Genomic DNA, 16,794 nt, shown 5'->3' on the forward strand with positions numbered 1-16,794 from the left:
AAGGAAGTTCAGGAGATAAATCTTACGGACTTCAGAAGAACAATGAGCGGTTTTGGTGAATATCCGTTTTCTGAATCGCTTGTTCTGTCAATCATAAAATAAATTTATCGCAGATATGACTTCGCACGAAATTCGTAAGGCCTTTTTAGACTTTTTCCGCAGTAAAGGACACCTGATAGTTCCATCGGCTCCGCTTGTAGCAAAAAACGATCCGACACTGATGTTCAACAATTCGGGTATGGCACAGTTTAAAGATTTTTTTCTGGGTAATGGAACACCACCCTCTAAACGTATTGCGGATACTCAGAAATGTCTTCGTGTAAGCGGTAAGCACAACGACCTTGAAGATGTAGGCTTTGACACCTATCACCATACCATGTTCGAGATGCTGGGCAACTGGTCGTTCGGAGATTATTTTAAGAAAGAAGCATTGACGTGGTCGTGGGAATTATTGACTGAAGTTTATAAACTCCCGAAGGACAGAATCTATGTTTCTGTATTTGAAGGTAATCCTGATGAAGGGGTGCCGTTTGATCAGGAAGCATTTGATATCTGGAAAGGCCTGATTGGAGATGAAAACCGGATTATATTAGGAAACAAGAAAGACAATTTCTGGGAAATGGGTGATACTGGCCCATGCGGACCTTGTTCAGAAATACATATTGATTTGCGCGGCCAGGAAGAAGTTGATAAAATAAGCGGAAAAGACCTGGTAAATAACGACCACCCGCAGGTGATAGAAATCTGGAATAATGTATTCATGCAGTTTGAACGAAAGGCAGATAAATCTTTGGTGCCATTACCTGCCAAACATGTGGATACCGGGATGGGTTTTGAACGCCTTTGTATGGCTATTCAAGGAAAACAGTCTAATTATGACACCGATATTTTCCAGAATACCATTAATGTATTGGAGCAGATGTCGGGCAAGAAATACGGTGAAAACGGTACGTTATCTTCGGAAAGCTATGTGGATGTAGCGATGCGTGTCATTGCTGACCACATCCGTGCAGTAGCCTTTACCATTGCCGACGGACAGTTGCCATCTAATGCGAAAGCGGGTTATGTTATCCGTCGTATTTTGCGTCGGGCAGTACGTTACGGATATTCGTATCTGGGTTTCAGCGAGCCATTTATGACCAAACTGGTGCCGGTTCTGGCTGACCAGTTTGCTGATGTGTTCCCTGAGTTGAAATCTCAACAGGACTTTGTAGCCAAAGTAATAGAAGAAGAGGAAAAAACTTTCCTGCGCACGTTGGAAACAGGTCTGAAACGTCTGGACGTGATTATTGCCGCTGTAAATGGAGATGTAATTGCCGGAGAACAGGTGTTTGAATTGAGCGATACTTACGGTTTCCCTTCTGACCTAACAGCCTTGATAGCTCGTGAAAAAGGATTTAAAATAGATGAAGAGGGCTTCCTGAAGGCGTTGCAGATACAGAAGGAGCGGTCACGTAAAGATTCCGCAAAAGAAGCTGCAGACTGGGTGGAACTGAACGAGGGCCAGGATTTTGAATTTGTGGGTTATGATCAGCTTACAGCTGAAGCCCAGATTGAGAAATACCGTAAGGTAAAAACCAAAGCTGGTGAAGAGTATCACATTGTATTAGACAGAACACCTTTCTACGCCGAAATGGGTGGACAGGTAGGTGATACCGGAAAAATTGTAGCGGGTAATCATGTCATCAATATTGCAGATACCAAAAAGGAGAATGATTTGTTTATTCATATTTCTAGAGATAAAAATCTGGATGAACTATTGAATGGGGCTACTACCGTAGTGGCACATGTAGATGAAGCACGCCATCATAAAATTATGGCTAATCATACGGCAACCCACCTGATGCTGGCAGCTATGCGTAAAGTATTGGGTAGCCACATTGTACAGAAAGGCTCCTACCAAGATGATAGCGTGACCCGTTTCGACTTCTCTCATTTTGCCAAAGTAACTGATGAAGAACTAGCTCAGATTGAAGATATCGTAAACGAGAAAATCCGCGAGAACATTGTACTGGAAACCAAAGTGAATATGCCTATCAATGAAGCCATTGGTTTGGGTGCTACGGCAACTTTTGGTGAGAAATATGGTGATTTTGTAAGAGTAGTGATTTTTGATCCTCAGTTTTCGGTGGAGCTTTGCGGAGGTACTCACGTGCCGTCTACGGGTAATATCGGCTTGTTTAAATTTGTATCTGAAGGTTCAGTAGCCGCCGGAGTGCGTAGGGTAGAGGCTTTGACAGGAGAAAAAGCACTTGAAAAAATTAAAGAAGACCTGAAATTGAAAGATGAGATTGCATTGCTTCTGAAAAATCCTGCTGACCTGTTGAAAGCGGTTGAAAACCTAATTGCCGACAAAGCCGCTTTGCAGAAAAAACTGGAAGTACTGGAAAACGAAAAACTGCAGGAGCTGAAAAAACAGTTACTTGGTGAAGTGGAAGAGATAAACGGAATAAACGTACTGACAGCGAAAGTCACGGTGCCATCAGCCGATGCATTGAAGCAACTGGCATTTGAGCTGAAAAACCAGGTGAGTAATTTCTTCGGAGTGCTTGGAGCAGAAATTGGCGGCAAGCCTCAGTTGGCTGTAATTATAGATGAAACCGTACAGAAAGACAAAAATCTGCACGCCGGTAATATAGTGAAAGAACTGGCCAAGGAAATGAAAGGCGGTGGTGGTGGCCAACCTCACTTTGCAACTGCCGGTGGTAGTGATGTATCAGGCCTTGATAGAGCCATAGAGAAAGGTAAAAGCCTGATCTAAGATAAATTAATCCTATTAATGACCCCTCTTTCAGACAATGGGAGAGGGCTATTTTTTCTCTCCACATTGCTGAAGTTTAGGCGTAATAGCAATTTATAATTGCTTTTTCAAATTGTATGAGAATCAGTCTGCCAGGCGAACCATACATCTGACGTCACTATCATTAATATACCATTCAATACATGAACCCTTTGGGTCAATTCCCGGGTAAGCTATCAGTTCTTCAAATGCATTTCCTATTGCCTGAATGTTGGTCATAAAGTCTGTTATGTATATACATACATACTGCCCTTTTTTTATCAGGTAAGTTTCCAGACCAAATTTTGCGGCTTCACCATCAGTTGTTTCACTGGCAGCGGCTCTGTATATGATTGAGCCCTCCGGGTTTGGAAACGAAATACCAAAGTATTCCCGGCTTTCTGTTCGCGGAACAACACCGTGCAATTGTTGATGAGCTTTAAGTACTCCATCAGGAAAACTCTCTGCCTCCATGTACATCGTATAAATGTCAGCTTCTAAAGAGTATTTCTCCATCTACTTTACCTGTTGACTTTAAGTTTATGGAAATACACATAAGATACCATCAGAATAGCCAGAATAATTAAAGGGAAAGTGGTTTCTCCGTTTAGTCCATCAATGACCCAGTGGCTGATAAAAGCGGAAATCATATTAAAGGCCAGACCTGCATAGGCCCATTCCTTTATTCTGGCCGGTATAAAAGGTAATGTAATAGATGTAGCACCTAAAACTTTAAAAACAGCCAGCATTACTCCAAAATAGTCAGGATAACCCAGGTGCCTTACACCTTCTTTACCCATTTCTGACTGAGAAAACAGTGCAGGCATGACGCCTTCCCACAGGAAAATAAAAATGGTGGCCACCCAGAAAATAATTTTGTCTCTTTTCATATTTGTTCGTATTAGGTTATGGTAGTTGTTTTTATTGAAAAAATGGTTTTGTGAGTACAAGATTGAATCAGTTTATTCCTGCGGATATCCGTTCGGGTCCATCCAGAATACTTCCCATTGATGGCCGTCCAGGTCAGCAAAGCTATGTTGGTACATCCATCCGTAATCCTGCAAATCCCTGTAAACTGAGCCACCTGCTTCTACGGCGGTTTTCACTACCTCATCAACTTTTTCCTTGCTTTCTAGCTGTATAGAGAGAAGTACCTCAGTTACTTTTGTAGCATCGGCAATCTCTTTTTTGGTAAAAGTCTTGAAATATTCTTCTATTAAAAGCATAGCGTAGATACTGCCCTCTTTAATAATCATGCAGGCTGCATTCTGATCAGTAAATTGCGGATTAAAGGAGTATCCCAGTTTGCCGAAAAATTCTATGGATTTTTGGAGGTCTTTAACCGGTAAGTTTAAAAAAATCTGTGTTGACATGGTTTTGATGTTTATTCAATAATTAATTAATGATACAAAAGTAGGGCAAACAGATATTTTCTGCGATGGTTAAATACGCCAATAAAAGGGCTATTTGCGACAAGTTCTTTTGGTCTTTAAAACAGACATTTTTGATGAAGATATTAAAGTTATTTTAATAAGCAAAACAAAAGCCCCTGTCAGTGAGTGACAGAGGCTTTTTTATAGATAGAATGCTCTTATTTTACACTTACCAGTTCAATTTCAAAAATCAAATCTTTTCCAGCCAATTCGTGGTTTGCATCCAATAGTACTTTAGTGGCTGTTACCTCACGCACGATTACAGGTATTGCCTGCTGACCATTGTGCATGTTTAGCGTTCCACCCACTTCTAATGGAATATTTTCTGGTATATCCAGGCGATTAAAGGTAAAAATCATATCTTCTCTCACAGGGCCATACGCTTCTTCAGCCGGAATATGCACCGTTTTTTTGTCGCCGATTGCCATGCCTGTTACGCCGTTATCAAAACCCGGAATCACCATTCCGCTGCCTACAGTGAACTGTAGTGGTTGACGTCCCTCTGAACTATCAAAGACTGTCCCGTCATTTAATGTACCTTTATAGTGTACGTTTACTGTATCACCCGATTTTACCATAAGAATAAATTTTAAATTCTGTTTCCGGAATTTCGTTATCCGTAGAATAGAATAGTGTTCTAAACTGATTTTCGTACAAAGTTCTGCATTTGTTTTGATTTTTTGGATATGAATCCTAAAAAATACATTCATTGTTTGTTATAAGTTTCTTGTAATTAACCTGTTAAATGGTTTTTAGTTCTGCTCCCTTTCATTGAGTAAGTAAGAATTTGCCGGCTATGTATTTAACCGGTCAGCATTTTGAGTTTTTCAGTATTAATAATTGAAAAGTGTTTTACACACTATAATTGGCTAATTTTTTCTACATTTAGAACAAAAAATAAAACTTAAAATGAGTAAAAAATTATCTGTTAATACTGAAGAACAACCATTAAGTTTTGGTGATAGAATGGCCGATAAGATTGCCGATTTTGGCGGCAGCTGGACTTTCATTTTGTCTTTTTTTAGTTTTTTGCTGGTCTGGATTTCGTTCAATATCTATTGGCTCAAAAGCGGTAGCTTTGATCCGTATCCGTTCATCCTGTTGAATCTGATTCTTTCGTGTGTGGCAGCATTGCAGGCGCCTGTAATTATGATGAGCCAGAACAGGCAGGAAGAAAAAGACAGAGAACGGTCAAAAGAAGATTTAAAGATTAACCAAAAAGCTGAGGAAGAAATAAGAAGCCTGCATAAAAAAATGGATTTACTAGTAAAACAATATGACGATATACAAAAAAAACTCGCAGAAATAACTAAAGCTAAGTAGGAGACTCAAGCGTTTTTTATTATAATATGAGAAGAAATGCAGTTGCATCGCCCTATCTGGAAGAGGCGCTTCAATTCACTGAATTTAATATGGGTTATGTATGAAGTCGTGAAAACGTTTAAAAAAGAAAATGCCTGGATACTCGGTTTATTCGAGAGTACCCGAAAACTCTGGCATTGCTATGACCTGTCATGCTTCATTAAGTAAAACCATAGAATATATTTGACAGAAAGTGATTAATCTAATTTCCAAGAAGTTCACTTTCTTTCATAAGTAAAGGCAGAGAATCAACATCTCGTAAGAAAATAAGATCCTTTTCAAATTCATACATCTTATACTCTTTTACAAAATTCGGATCTTCATCAAGTAATCTTATCGTATCTGATGCGAAATTTGCACCACCAGCAGCAAAACACTGCGTTGTGGCGATGTGGCGCACGTTAATTTCAGTTATGTAAGCTTTGCCATTTTCGTCTTCCTTCATATCAATAGTAAAAAAACCGTGTTTTGAAGACCCCGTTTTTTCAAATAGGTAATCCATAGCTCTTTTTGCCTCCTTCACAAGTTCAGATTCATTAATTAGTCTACCAAACGATACGTTGCCTGTTATACCCGATGGAGCTACTTTTGCCATTATGTACTTAACTCTTTCGCAGCAGGCTGTTCTTAATAATGATCCGTTGAAATATAACATTTTGCAGGCAAGGTTTCGGCCGGATAAATATTTACTGGCAATAAACTCCTGTACATTTGGATTTATCTGTATCCAGTTCTTTAAAGAATTTTCGTCAGTAATCTTAAGTGATCCCAGGCCGCTGGTTCCTTTGGTACTTCTTACCCAGAAATTTCCCTTAAACAGATCGAATACTTCTGATAAATTTTGTTTGTCTCTTGAGAAAGTTATTGAGGGTGGTACAATATCCTGATCTTTTAATACCTCAGTCATTTTTGATTTGTCTACCAGAAGTTCTGCCATTGCAAAATCAGGAATAAGTGCTTTGCACGGCAACTCGCCTGAGCCTTTTCTTCGGCTCCATTCTATCACTTCGAGTTCCGGAAGTATAACAGCAATTTCAATATCATTTTCTTTGATCAGTTTTTCAATTACCGGCCAGTAGTCCGGACTGGATGAATGAGGAACAATGAATGTTTTATTGAATAATTCGTTCTGATAAAGTCCAATCGATAAGCGATCTGTGTCGGTACCAAAAAAATCGTAGCGTTTGTAGATTGAGTATTTTTTTAATGCAATGGCAAAACTTCGGGGAGTTGGTCCCCCGATGCCGGTAATTAAAATTTTCATCTTTGTCGTGTAATATGGTTATGGTTTCCTCAGGATCAAGTGTTCTTATTTTCTCAATGTCGGGTGTAGAGAGACCGTCCGAAAATTTTAAAATTCATACATCCAGATCCCTATAAAAGTATGATGGAATAAGCTATGGAAAAGCTATTAAAAGACTTTTTCTTTGAGGCAGTCAACAAAAAGATAAAGAGAGTTAATAGATATCCAACTGTAATTTATTTAAAAACCTGATATTATCCAAAAAGGCAGTGAAACAATTCGTGTAATTTATTAAAACATAATTTTCGTTGAATTTAAAAAGTTGGTTGTTTCGAATTATTCTGAAGGAATAAGTCAGGATTTATTAAATAGCAGAAAGCTATCAATTGGGTATTAAAAAAGATTGAAGCGAAGTTAATTACTTCCATTAAAAGGAGTCATTGGAGTGTCATCTGACTGGTTAATATCACTACGCTTTATTACCTTCATAACTGTTCTCCACAGAATGAGGATGTCAAGACTTAAAGAAACGTTTTTGACATAATAGATATCAAACTTGAATTTTTCGGTCCAATTGATAGTATTTCTGCCATTTACTTGTGCCCAACCTGTTATGCCGGGCCTGACATTATGGCGTTGCAATTGCTCTTCACTATAGAGAGGTATATATCTGGATAAAAGAGGTCTCGGGCCTACCAGGCTCATGTCTCCGATTAATACGTTAATCAGTTGTGGCAGTTCATCGATTGAAGTTTTACGTATGACATTTCCGATGTAGGTAATTCTCAGTTTTTCCGGAAGTAAATTGCCAAATTCATCCGTCGCATCAGTCATTGATTTGAATTTGATAATGTAAAAAGGCTTCAGGTTTTTACCGGGGCGTTTTTGATAGAAGAAAGGTGTACCGTTATTCTGGATAACAAGAACAATGATTACTATTAATAACAGAGGAGATAAAATAGTTAATCCAACGAACGATATTATGATGTCGAAAATTCTTTTAAAAAAATGTCTATACATACTAATGGTCACTTAGGCACTTGATTCTGACTACCTTGCATGCCTCATTTTTGTTGTAATTCTATAATGTCGTTTTTTCGATACTTTGTAAAAGGCTGATATACGCTGCTATATAGTACTATATTCAAGAGCAATAGTCTTGAAAAACTATTGCTCTTGAATAATAATCAGACAAATGATTAATACGCCCTTGCGAAAATCACTCTCTTATTTGATGGCTTACCGGTAAGAATGCATTGGCCTTCTTCTTCTTTGGCATCCATTGGTATACAGCGTATAGTAGCTTTGGTCAGTTCTTTGATCTTCTCTTCGGTTTCAGAGGTGCCATCCCAATGGCAATGTAAGAAACCACCTTTTTCAATCTGCTCTTCAAATTCTGCCCACGTATTTACCTCCAGCGAGTTTTCTTTTCTGAAATTCAGGGCTTTCTGATAAATGCTTGTCTGAATTTCATCCAGCAAATCTTTTACATAAGTGGTAATGCCCTCCAATGGGCGTATCTCTTTGCTTAAAGTATCTCTGCGAGCCACTTCAATAACACCATTCTGTAAATCTCTCATGCCTATGGCCATGCGCACGGGTACTCCTTTCAGTTCGTATTCAGCAAATTTCCAGCCCGGACGGTTAGCATCGTTGTCATCAAACTTAACAGTAATGCCATACGATTTCAACTCTTTTATAATAGGGAGAACGGTCTCTTTAATAGTAGCCAGGTCTTCATCCCCTTTATAGATAGGTATAATTACCACGTGAATAGGAGCCAGTTTAGGTGGCAATACTAATCCGTTATCATCAGAGTGAGCCATAATCAAAGCCCCCATCAGGCGGGTACTAACTCCCCACGAGGTGCCCCAAACGTGTTCCAGCTTTCCCTCTTTCGATTGGAACTTCACATCAAATGCTTTGGCAAAGTTCTGACCCAGAAAATGGCTGGTACCAGCCTGTAAAGCCTTGCCGTCCTGCATCATAGCCTCGATACACAAGGTCTCTTCAGCACCTGCAAAACGCTCATTGGCCGACTTGAAACCTTTCATCACTGGCAAAGCCATAAACTCTTCGGCAAATGTAGCATATACGTCAAGCATTTGTTTGGTTTCGGCCAGAGCTTCATCGCTGGTAGCATGGGCTGTGTGGCCTTCCTGCCAGAGGAATTCGGCCGTACGTAAAAACATACGTGTACGCATCTCCCAACGCACCACATTGGCCCATTGGTTAATCAGAATCGGTAAATCGCGATGAGATTGTATCCAGTTTTTATAGGTGTTCCAGATAATTGCTTCACTGGTGGGTCTTACTATCAGTTCTTCTTCCAGTTTGGCTTCAGGGTCAACCATGAGTGTGCCGGGTTTATCAGGATTGCTTTTTAAACGATAGTGCGTTACCACGGCACATTCTTTAGCGAATCCTTCCGCATTTTTTTCTTCCGCTTCAAACAGACTTTTAGGTACAAAAAGTGGAAAATATGCATTAGAATGCCCGGTTTCTTTAAACATGTCGTCTAATGCGCGTTGCATTTTTTCCCAGATCGAAAACCCATAAGGCTTAATAACCATACATCCTCTTACCGCCGAATTCTCAGCCAAGTCTGCTCTTTTAACTAATTCGTTGTACCATTCCGAATAATTCTCACTTCGTTTTGGAAGACTTTTACTCATAATTATTATTAAAATTAAACTTTACGCCCTGCAATGAATCTAATAAGTATATTTTTTCGTTTTATCTATGTAAAGCACAATCCTGACTACTTTTAATTAAACTTTCATTTGGATTGACTTGCAAAGATAAGTTTTTATATTAAGTTTGTCACAGATAATTTTGTTACTTTTAGGTAACAGTATCTTTGATAAACCTGAAAAAGTGAGGGCTGATAAAGTTTGTAAAATTTTATTATTTTTTTTGTACAATCATACAACCTTTTTCAGGGCCTGTGCATCATTCACATAGATAGAAGTTTATTTTTAGTTCACAATTAATTTAAAGATAAAATGAACACTTTCAAATCTTTCAGGTATTTGTCGGTTGCAGTGCTTTTGGGTACCTGGGGTTGTAGTCAAAAACAAGTTGCCACCAAGGGCGATTATGATGACCTTTACGGTTCATCAAAAGATGCTCCTCAGGTAGCTTATAAAACATCTTCACAACAACCTTCGATATACCAAAATCCTGACTATGAAGATAACTTGCGTTATCAGAGAGAAGATATACCAGCGCAGACTGAAGGCACTGATGAGTATTATGATGAGAACTATGTAAACTCACGTAAGATAAACCGTTCTTATTCTTCAGAGCCGGGTTATTCTTCAGGGTTCTCTGACGGTTATAAATCAGGTTGGAATGATTATGCCTGGAGCCAGCCAATGGGTTGGGCCAGTCCGTTCAACCGATTCGGATATTCTTCTCCATTTGGTTTTAATTCTTTTGGAGGTTTTAACAGCTTCAATATCGGTTTTGGTCTAGGCTTAGGATACGGTGGTTTCGGTAATCGTTTCTATGATCCGTTCTGGGGTGGAGGTTTCAATAGCCCTTATTATAGCTCGTTTTATTCTCCATGGGGCAATCCTTATTCATACTATAACTCATGGTATAGCCCTTATGACTACTATGGTTATGGTGGATACTACGGTGGCGGATACCCTGGCTATTACTACAATGCTACGGCAGGTGTAGTAGGAGCGGCCAGAAATCGTACTTACGGTCCACGTGACGGAGGCAGAGGTTCGGCTTATTACAACGATCGTTTCAACAATACAGCGATTAGAACCAACGATGGCGGGCGTCGTGCCGAGGGCAATGCCAGAACTTCTACAGGTGGTGGCAGAACCTATACAGGTAACGATGGTTACTACGCAACACCAAGAAGAAATGGTGGTGGCAATGAATCATTCAATAATACACCAAATACCTCACGTGCCAACAGTAATGATACTTACTATGCTCGTCCGCGTAGAAACGGTGGTTATGAAAGTGGTAGTAGCAACAGTTCATACAGCCGTCCTTCGTCAGGAAACAGTCGTTCGTCGAACAGCTGGTCTAATGGTAGCGGTAACTCATCAAGAGGGTCTGATAATTTGAGAAGCTCGGGTTCATCATCAAATTCAAGCTGGAACAGCGGAAGCAGCACTCGTAGCAGCTCAAGTAGTTCAAGCAGCAGCAGCGGAGCTTCACGTGGAGGCAGTAGTGGCGGTGGCGGCGGAAGCCGTGGCCCAAGATAATAACCAACTCTGCTAAACAGTCGGATGGTTATGTTTGTTAAGCTCTCAAGAGCGAACGTGAAAACGGTAATATCAATGTTGTAAATATTCAGAAACCTCGCTGAATCATCACTGTTTGGCGAGGTTTTCTATTAAGAAAAAGCTGTTATAAATTGTACCCTTTAATCCAGAAGAATGGTTAAACAATTACTCGGTTTAAACTCCGGCTCAAAGGCATGCGAAAGCATCCTTACTATTTCTTCAATCATAAAGTTTAAAAAAATGAAAATCTCACGCATTCTGATTACTACTTCCCTACTTATGGGAGCAATCGGAGCTAAGGCACAATTGAGTTTAGGCGGACACTTTTATGGTGAAGATGCCCTAAGATTCTCAGAATCAAAAATATCAGGCTCGGCCCGTATGCAGGGTATGGGTGGCGGATACGTTTCTCTTGGTGCTGATGCTACTAATAACTATACAAATCCTGCCGGATTAGGTTTTTATAACCGCTCGGAATTAAGCATTACCCCTGTGCTTAATTCAATAAACGTGTCTTCAGTTTATGCCGGATCTCAATTTAGCAGAAATACTACCAGTCCGAACATCGGACAACTAGGCCTGATATTCAGCAGTGGTGGTGTGGGTACAAGAAAAAAGCGTTCTGCTTTTGCAATTACTTATTCCAGACAAAACAGTTTTCTGTCTGACTTCCGTTATGCCGGACAAAATCAGCGTAGCTCAATGATGGACTTTTTTGCGGAAAAAGCTACGCGTAGAGGAGTTAATGGTGATGTTCTGGACGACGAATATGACCCTGGTTCCGGAACTGCCTATACTTCAACAGCCATGTACTATCAGGCGTATCTGATTGACCCTTTGTCAGACGGAGCAACTTCTTACCGGAAACTCGAACCATCGCTGCCTTCTAATCAAGTAGGAGATATTTCAAGTACAGGTTCTATGAGCCAGTGGAATTTGGGATACGGTATTAATTTTGATGACAAAACCTACATAGGCCTTGGAATCGGCTTTGTGCGTTTAAATTACGAGAACGTTACGTCGCACGTTGAGAGTTTCTCAAACGGGGTGATTTTCAATGGCTTTGATTATAACGAAAATCTGTATGTGCGCGGTACGGGTGTGAATTTCTCTTTAGGGGCTATCTATAAAGCAACTGAAAACATCAGTCTGGGTGCAAGTCTTGTTACTCCCTCATGGTTGAGCGTAAGTGAAATTTACAATTCAAGTGTGAACATCAATCCTAAAGCCGGAAACGGAGTTATTCCTACAGGAGCTTCAACGAATGTGGCTACAGAAGAAAACCTGTTTAATTATTCGCTGACAACCCCTTTGAAAGCCAGTGGAGGTGCTACTTTCTTCTTCCCGAATAAAGCCGGTTTTATTACTGCAGATGCCGAGTATGTGGGCTACAGAGGAATGGGAGTGAAAGACTCAGAAGATAATACCTGGAGTAGAGATCAGAAAAGTGGTATCCAGACGACTTTCAATGATGCCGTGAACGTGAAAGTAGGGGCGGAATACCGTATTCAGAGTATCAGGGTTCGTGCGGGTGCGAAGTATATGCCAGACCCGTACAAACAAAAAGTTGACAATCTTGACCGTTCTCAGATGCTGTTCACAGGTGGTTTGGGTTATCGCTCTTCCAAGTTCTTTATTGATTTAGCAGGAGTATTCAACCAGTTTAAAGGTTCTTATACACCCTATCAGCTGAGCAATCCACAAAACTATGGTTCGGCCGCCCTTACTTCTAAAGGAACAAGTTTTGTAGTATCTGTGGGTACTTTCTTCTGAGAAGATACCAAAAGCAGTGTTTATAATGTAAATGAAATACAAATAGTGTGAAAGTGAAATGACAAACCTTCAGGTTTGTCATTTCTGTTTTTAGCGGATCTTTCTGGCGAATTCTGCCTCCAGTATCCACAAAATGGCATTGGGGTCAGTGTCGCCTTCAATGGTGATATCTGCCTGTGTATAGTAGAATAAACGTTCGTTGTATTTATCGGTAAGTGTCTCTAACAGATTTTTACTTTCCAGGTCATAGAGCGGGCGTTCATTTTTCTTTGAAAGCTGCATTCTTTCCAGTAATCGCTCGGGTTTTACATCCAGAAAAATACTGATGCCGTTAGCTTTAATGTATTCGAGGCCATCCAGAAAACAAGGCACACCACCACCGGTGGCAACTATCGAACGCGCATCTTTCTGGATTTTCTTTAACTGTTGATTTTCTGTTTTTCGAAAATACTCTTCTCCATTTAATGCAAATATCTCTGAAATCTTCTTTCCCTCTGCTATCTCAATCCGGGCATCTAAATCGATAAATTCGTATCCTAAACTCTTGGCTAATTGCCGCCCCAATGTACTTTTACCTGACGACGGCATGCCAATCAAAAAAATGTTAGTAGTCATTCTGTCTGTTTGGGCGTAATTTAATTAGTATAGTAATAAATATCTATTTGAGTAATTGGGTTAGTTTTTCCTTATCAGGTATGCTATGGTTGCTCCATTTGCCTTTTACTACTCCATTTTCTAACAAAATCACACACGGATTTGTTCGCGCCATGGTTTTTAATACGGTGGCATCGGCAGTATAATAAGGAATATCGATTGCATGCGCCTGTCTGAACTCTTCAAACTCGGTCTGTATAGCCGATGTCAGTATCATCGATTCAATGTTTGTACCTTCTACACTCTTTGCCAATGCTTTTATTTCGCTTACCTCATCGCCGTCAATGTCTTTGATATTCTTAAAAACAAACATCAGTTTATTGCCGGTGAATGTTGAGTCGGTATAGACGTTTCCTTGTGAATCATTTACGAAATAGTCGGTAATTTTAGGCTTTACCTCATCATCATTCAGTGTTACTGACGATACATATTTGTAAGTTGTGGTGTCCATTAAAAACTCTGAAGAAATTACTTCTTCGTTGGTTTTTTTATTCAGAAACGTATACTCAAAAACAGGCTTGATGCCCGTTGGTTTCATTTGATCAGGTATACTTTTGCCTATTGCATAAGGAAGAAAATCGATAGGCGGCAGGTAACGGATGGCGTAAATTCCGATGCCAAACGAGATGACAGACACTATTGCCATAATTCCGTGCAGATGAGAGTCTTTATACTGATTTCGGAACAGAAATATGACAATAATAAGGATGGTAAGAAAGATGTCTTTATTGAAGGATGTCCAGGGTTTTAATTTCAGGAAATCCCCGAAACAGCCACAATCTGTTACCTTATTGAAATAAGCAGAATAAAAAGTCAGAAATGTAAAGAATACAATAATACCCAACAAAAGCCAGGAGGTTATTTTCATTCGGTAAGAGAGAAGCGTAGCAACTCCCAGAATGACTTCCAACGCACAGAAAATGAGTGACAGTGTGAGTGAATTATGCGCAAAAAACATAAAGAAGCCTTCCAGTGCCGGAATATCCTTAGAGAAAACCTCAAAATATTCTTCAAGTTTAATGCCTGTACCTACAGGGTCAACCACTTTTACAAAACCCGAAAAGATGAATATGACACCAACTATTATGCGCGCAATTTGTGCAAGTATTTTCATAAAAGAATAAGATAAGGTTGTAATGGCATACAAATATAGCTGCTGTAGACAAAGTCACTTGTTAAACAACCGGATTATTGCTGGCTTTGTGCCTGCCCCAGTTTTATTAAGCAGAAAACAGCATAGTTGATAATATCCTGATAACCCGCTTTGATACCCTCTGATACCAGTGTTTTGCCCTGGTTATCTTCTATCTGTTTAATTCTGAACAACTTCATCAGGATGATGTCCGTCATTGAACCAACACGCATATCGCGCCAGGCTTCGCCGTAATCATGATTTTTATTAAACAAAAGTGCCATTACCTCGGCCACTTCCTGATTATACAGCTCATGCAATTCATCAAACGGAATTTCTATTTTAGTATCGTCAACCAGTTTTTGCTGTATCAGTGCCATTACGCAATAATTAATGATACCAATAAACTCAGGTATTTCGCCCTCATCTACTTTACTGAAACCGTTATCCTGAATGGTTCTGATGCGTTGTGCTTTAATAAAAATCTGGTCGGTGATGCTGGGCAGCCGGAGTATCCGCCATGATGTGCCGTAATCTTTGTTTTTTTTCTCGAAAAGATCCTGACAAATTTTTATGATATTTCTGTATTCTAGTTCAGTCTGGTTCATGCACGAATCTCAAAAAAAGTTAATCTTAAGGAATTTCCGATAATATAATCTATTATTGCAAAACTATAAAACTTCGTCACGATAAGCAAATGTCAACCATAAAAAGCAATACCCTGATACGGCTTCCAGACGGCAAATTGCTTGATTTGTCTGCCCCTTGTATTATGGGTATTCTTAATATTACGCCCGATTCTTTTTTTGAAGGGAGTCGCTACCAACCGGCTTCTCAACAGATAATAGATGTGGCCGGAAAAATGCTTACAGAAGGGGCCGCTATTCTGGATATCGGCGGGTATTCAACCCGGCCACATGCCGAGGAAGTTAGTGTGGATGAAGAAAAAGATAGAGTATTACAAGCTATTGAGTCTATTTTAAAGCATTATCCCGGTGCTGTCATTTCAGTCGATACTTTTAGAAGTACCGTAGCGCGGGCAGCTATAAAAGCAGGAGCTTCTATGATTAATGACATTGCCGGCGGTAATCTGGACAATCTGATGTTTGAGACCGTTGCTGAACTGGACGTGCCTTATATACTGATGCACAGCCGGGGCAATCCGGAAACGATGAACAGTCTGAATCAGTATCAGAATTTAACGCTTGATGTGATTTCGGAACTTCAAAGTAAAGTATCTGACTTAAGACAATTGGGTGTAAAAGATATTATCATAGACCCGGGCTTTGGTTTTGCAAAAAGTGCAAAACAGGGTTTTGAAATGATGCGTAATCTTTCGGACTTTCAGGTGTTGGGCTTACCCATGTTGGTAGGTGTATCAAGAAAATCAATGATATGGCGTACGCTCGGAATAAAGCCCGAAGAGGCATTGAATGGTACTACTGCATTGAATATCGTTGCATTACAACATGGAACTGATATCTTAAGGGTACACGATGTAAAAGAAGCAGTAGAAACGATAAAGCTTTATGAAGAAATGTATGCCTCACCGGCTCGCCACCACATTTCTGATTAGGCGGATAACGATGCCATAGAAAATAACTGCCCCTATAAAAATCAATCCCCAGGATACCAGCCTGCTTTCGGTAAAAGAAAGGAAAAAGACGGTACCCGCTATGCCCACCCAAAAGAACAGTCGGGCAGTAAACCGCTGCAGTTTCCGGTAGCTTTTTTCTTCGAAACTCCTTGTAAACCAGTTATTGCCCGCAAAAGCACTGCTCGGGTGCAGATTTGACTGGAAATTGCCACTCGCAAATAAGAACAATGACAAGGCTACACCGAGGTATCGCGGAGGGATGTTTTCCCCTTCTGAATCATGTAAAATATAGTAGAACAGAATAAAACCCAGTGCAGACAGATAAGAAGACCAGATTAAGCGGATGCGTTTATCACTTCGTATAAGGAAATCGGCATTGGGTTTCTGGGTGTCAAGATACTGCATCAGCAACGGCAGAAAGTAAAAAAAAACAGCAGCAATACTGTAGAGCACCAATACACGAGTCTGCCCAGCCAATATAACAGGATTCCAGCTGATGAGCAGATAGGCAAAAGGAGCTAATACAACGCCAATAATCAGCATTTCGAATATCAAACTGCGTTTCATG

16 protein-coding genes are annotated in these 16,794 nt (G+C 40.0%); 5 read left to right on the forward strand and 11 right to left on the reverse strand.

Going from position 1 to position 16,794, the window contains the following annotated elements; all coding sequences use genetic code 11:
* Positions 1 to 115 precede the first annotated feature (115 nt).
* Positions 116 to 2,761 carry an alanine--tRNA ligase gene (gene alaS / locus AC1RRY_RS07980; RefSeq protein ID WP_492816670.1) on the forward strand — a complete coding sequence of 882 codons (2,646 nt, stop codon included), beginning with the start codon at positions 116 to 118 and terminating at the stop codon, positions 2,759 to 2,761.
* 123 nt (positions 2,762 to 2,884) lie between these two features.
* Here the strand turns inward: alaS and AC1RRY_RS07985 are convergent, their stop codons facing one another.
* The 4 genes from AC1RRY_RS07985 to AC1RRY_RS08000 all read right to left on the reverse strand — a co-directional run bounded on the left by AC1RRY_RS07985 (position 2,885) and on the right by AC1RRY_RS08000 (position 4,790).
* Positions 2,885 to 3,295 (reverse strand): transcriptional regulator, encoded by a 411-nt coding sequence (locus tag AC1RRY_RS07985; protein ID WP_492816669.1) that lies wholly within the window; start codon positions 3,293 to 3,295, stop codon positions 2,885 to 2,887.
* 5 nt (positions 3,296 to 3,300) lie between these two features.
* Complete coding sequence (locus tag AC1RRY_RS07990; protein ID WP_492816667.1) at positions 3,301 to 3,669, reverse strand: DoxX family protein; 369 nt, start codon at positions 3,667 to 3,669, stop codon at positions 3,301 to 3,303.
* 72 nt (positions 3,670 to 3,741) lie between these two features.
* Positions 3,742 to 4,152: a VOC family protein gene (locus AC1RRY_RS07995; RefSeq protein ID WP_492816665.1), complete on the reverse strand. Its 411-nt coding sequence runs from the start codon at positions 4,150 to 4,152 to the stop codon at positions 3,742 to 3,744.
* Between the two features lie 218 nt (positions 4,153 to 4,370).
* The gene (locus AC1RRY_RS08000) at positions 4,371 to 4,790 is read right to left on the reverse strand and encodes an FKBP-type peptidyl-prolyl cis-trans isomerase (RefSeq protein ID WP_492816663.1); all 420 of its coding nucleotides are present in this window, start codon (positions 4,788 to 4,790) and stop codon (positions 4,371 to 4,373) included.
* A 331-nt stretch (positions 4,791 to 5,121) separates the two neighbouring features.
* Here AC1RRY_RS08000 and AC1RRY_RS08005 point away from each other — a divergent pair, with 331 nt between their 5' ends.
* On the forward strand, positions 5,122 to 5,535 hold the full coding sequence (locus AC1RRY_RS08005) for a DUF1003 domain-containing protein (RefSeq protein WP_492816661.1): 414 nt from the start codon (positions 5,122 to 5,124) through the stop codon (positions 5,533 to 5,535).
* 241 nt (positions 5,536 to 5,776) lie between these two features.
* Here AC1RRY_RS08005 and AC1RRY_RS08010 read toward each other — a convergent pair whose 3' ends face one another.
* The 3 genes from AC1RRY_RS08010 to proS all read right to left on the reverse strand — a co-directional run bounded on the left by AC1RRY_RS08010 (position 5,777) and on the right by proS (position 9,492).
* Positions 5,777 to 6,838, reverse strand: coding sequence for an ATP-grasp domain-containing protein (locus tag AC1RRY_RS08010; RefSeq protein WP_492816659.1), 1,062 nt, complete (start codon positions 6,836 to 6,838; stop codon positions 5,777 to 5,779).
* A 393-nt stretch (positions 6,839 to 7,231) separates the two neighbouring features.
* On the reverse strand, positions 7,232 to 7,837 hold the full coding sequence (locus tag AC1RRY_RS08015; protein WP_492816657.1) for a sugar transferase: 606 nt from the start codon (positions 7,835 to 7,837) through the stop codon (positions 7,232 to 7,234).
* 179 nt (positions 7,838 to 8,016) lie between these two features.
* Complete coding sequence (proS, locus tag AC1RRY_RS08020) at positions 8,017 to 9,492, reverse strand: proline--tRNA ligase (RefSeq protein ID WP_492816655.1); 1,476 nt, start codon at positions 9,490 to 9,492, stop codon at positions 8,017 to 8,019.
* A 330-nt stretch (positions 9,493 to 9,822) separates the two neighbouring features.
* Between proS and AC1RRY_RS08025 the strand changes: the two genes are divergently transcribed.
* Both AC1RRY_RS08025 and AC1RRY_RS08030 read left to right on the forward strand, forming a co-directional pair.
* Positions 9,823 to 11,049: a hypothetical protein gene (locus AC1RRY_RS08025; RefSeq protein ID WP_492816653.1), complete on the forward strand. Its 1,227-nt coding sequence runs from the start codon at positions 9,823 to 9,825 to the stop codon at positions 11,047 to 11,049.
* A 261-nt stretch (positions 11,050 to 11,310) separates the two neighbouring features.
* On the forward strand, positions 11,311 to 12,843 hold the full coding sequence (locus AC1RRY_RS08030; protein ID WP_492816651.1) for an OmpP1/FadL family transporter: 1,533 nt from the start codon (positions 11,311 to 11,313) through the stop codon (positions 12,841 to 12,843).
* Between the two features lie 90 nt (positions 12,844 to 12,933).
* On the opposite strand, the gene AC1RRY_RS08035 is transcribed toward AC1RRY_RS08030, so the two are convergent.
* From AC1RRY_RS08035 to AC1RRY_RS08045, 3 genes are all read right to left on the reverse strand, one after another.
* The gene (locus AC1RRY_RS08035) at positions 12,934 to 13,458 is read right to left on the reverse strand and encodes a shikimate kinase (protein ID WP_492816649.1); all 525 of its coding nucleotides are present in this window, start codon (positions 13,456 to 13,458) and stop codon (positions 12,934 to 12,936) included.
* Between the two features lie 43 nt (positions 13,459 to 13,501).
* Entirely contained in the window at positions 13,502 to 14,611 is a 1,110-nt protein-coding gene (locus AC1RRY_RS08040; RefSeq protein ID WP_492816647.1) for a BT_3928 family protein, read from the reverse strand.
* Between the two features lie 74 nt (positions 14,612 to 14,685).
* Entirely contained in the window at positions 14,686 to 15,237 is a 552-nt protein-coding gene (locus AC1RRY_RS08045; protein ID WP_492816645.1) for a DUF1599 domain-containing protein, read from the reverse strand.
* A gap of 89 nt (positions 15,238 to 15,326) precedes the next feature.
* Between AC1RRY_RS08045 and folP the strand changes: the two genes are divergently transcribed.
* Positions 15,327 to 16,205 (forward strand): dihydropteroate synthase, encoded by an 879-nt coding sequence (gene folP, locus AC1RRY_RS08050; protein ID WP_492816643.1) that lies wholly within the window; start codon positions 15,327 to 15,329, stop codon positions 16,203 to 16,205.
* Here folP and AC1RRY_RS08055 read toward each other — a convergent pair.
* Entirely contained in the window at positions 16,176 to 16,793 is a 618-nt protein-coding gene (locus AC1RRY_RS08055) for a hypothetical protein (protein WP_492816641.1), read from the reverse strand. The two genes, folP and AC1RRY_RS08055, sit on opposite strands and share 30 nt — an antisense overlap.
* Between the last annotated feature and the right edge of the window lies 1 nt (position 16,794).

This window comes from Emticicia sp. GW821-FHT11C11 (genome assembly GCF_058808615.1).

Bases quoted from the DNA above. Each gene is read 5' to 3' on its own strand.
- alaS (WP_492816670.1), top strand. From the start codon at position 116: ATGACTTCGCACGAAATTCGTAAGGCCTTTTTAGACTTTTTCCGCAGT.
- AC1RRY_RS07985 (WP_492816669.1), bottom strand. From the start codon at position 3,295: ATGGAGAAATACTCTTTAGAAGCTGACATTTATACGATGTACATGGAG.
- AC1RRY_RS07990 (WP_492816667.1), bottom strand. From the start codon at position 3,669: ATGAAAAGAGACAAAATTATTTTCTGGGTGGCCACCATTTTTATTTTC.
- AC1RRY_RS07995 (WP_492816665.1), bottom strand. From the start codon at position 4,152: ATGTCAACACAGATTTTTTTAAACTTACCGGTTAAAGACCTCCAAAAA.
- AC1RRY_RS08000 (WP_492816663.1), bottom strand. From the start codon at position 4,790: ATGGTAAAATCGGGTGATACAGTAAACGTACACTATAAAGGTACATTA.
- AC1RRY_RS08005 (WP_492816661.1), top strand. From the start codon at position 5,122: ATGAGTAAAAAATTATCTGTTAATACTGAAGAACAACCATTAAGTTTT.
- AC1RRY_RS08010 (WP_492816659.1), bottom strand. From the start codon at position 6,838: ATGAAAATTTTAATTACCGGCATCGGGGGACCAACTCCCCGAAGTTTT.
- AC1RRY_RS08015 (WP_492816657.1), bottom strand. From the start codon at position 7,837: ATGTATAGACATTTTTTTAAAAGAATTTTCGACATCATAATATCGTTC.
- proS (WP_492816655.1), bottom strand. From the start codon at position 9,492: ATGAGTAAAAGTCTTCCAAAACGAAGTGAGAATTATTCGGAATGGTAC.
- AC1RRY_RS08025 (WP_492816653.1), top strand. From the start codon at position 9,823: ATGAACACTTTCAAATCTTTCAGGTATTTGTCGGTTGCAGTGCTTTTG.
- AC1RRY_RS08030 (WP_492816651.1), top strand. From the start codon at position 11,311: ATGAAAATCTCACGCATTCTGATTACTACTTCCCTACTTATGGGAGCA.
- AC1RRY_RS08035 (WP_492816649.1), bottom strand. From the start codon at position 13,458: ATGACTACTAACATTTTTTTGATTGGCATGCCGTCGTCAGGTAAAAGT.
- AC1RRY_RS08040 (WP_492816647.1), bottom strand. From the start codon at position 14,611: ATGAAAATACTTGCACAAATTGCGCGCATAATAGTTGGTGTCATATTC.
- AC1RRY_RS08045 (WP_492816645.1), bottom strand. From the start codon at position 15,237: ATGAACCAGACTGAACTAGAATACAGAAATATCATAAAAATTTGTCAG.
- folP (WP_492816643.1), top strand. From the start codon at position 15,327: ATGTCAACCATAAAAAGCAATACCCTGATACGGCTTCCAGACGGCAAA.
- AC1RRY_RS08055 (WP_492816641.1), bottom strand. From the start codon at position 16,793: ATGAAACGCAGTTTGATATTCGAAATGCTGATTATTGGCGTTGTATTA.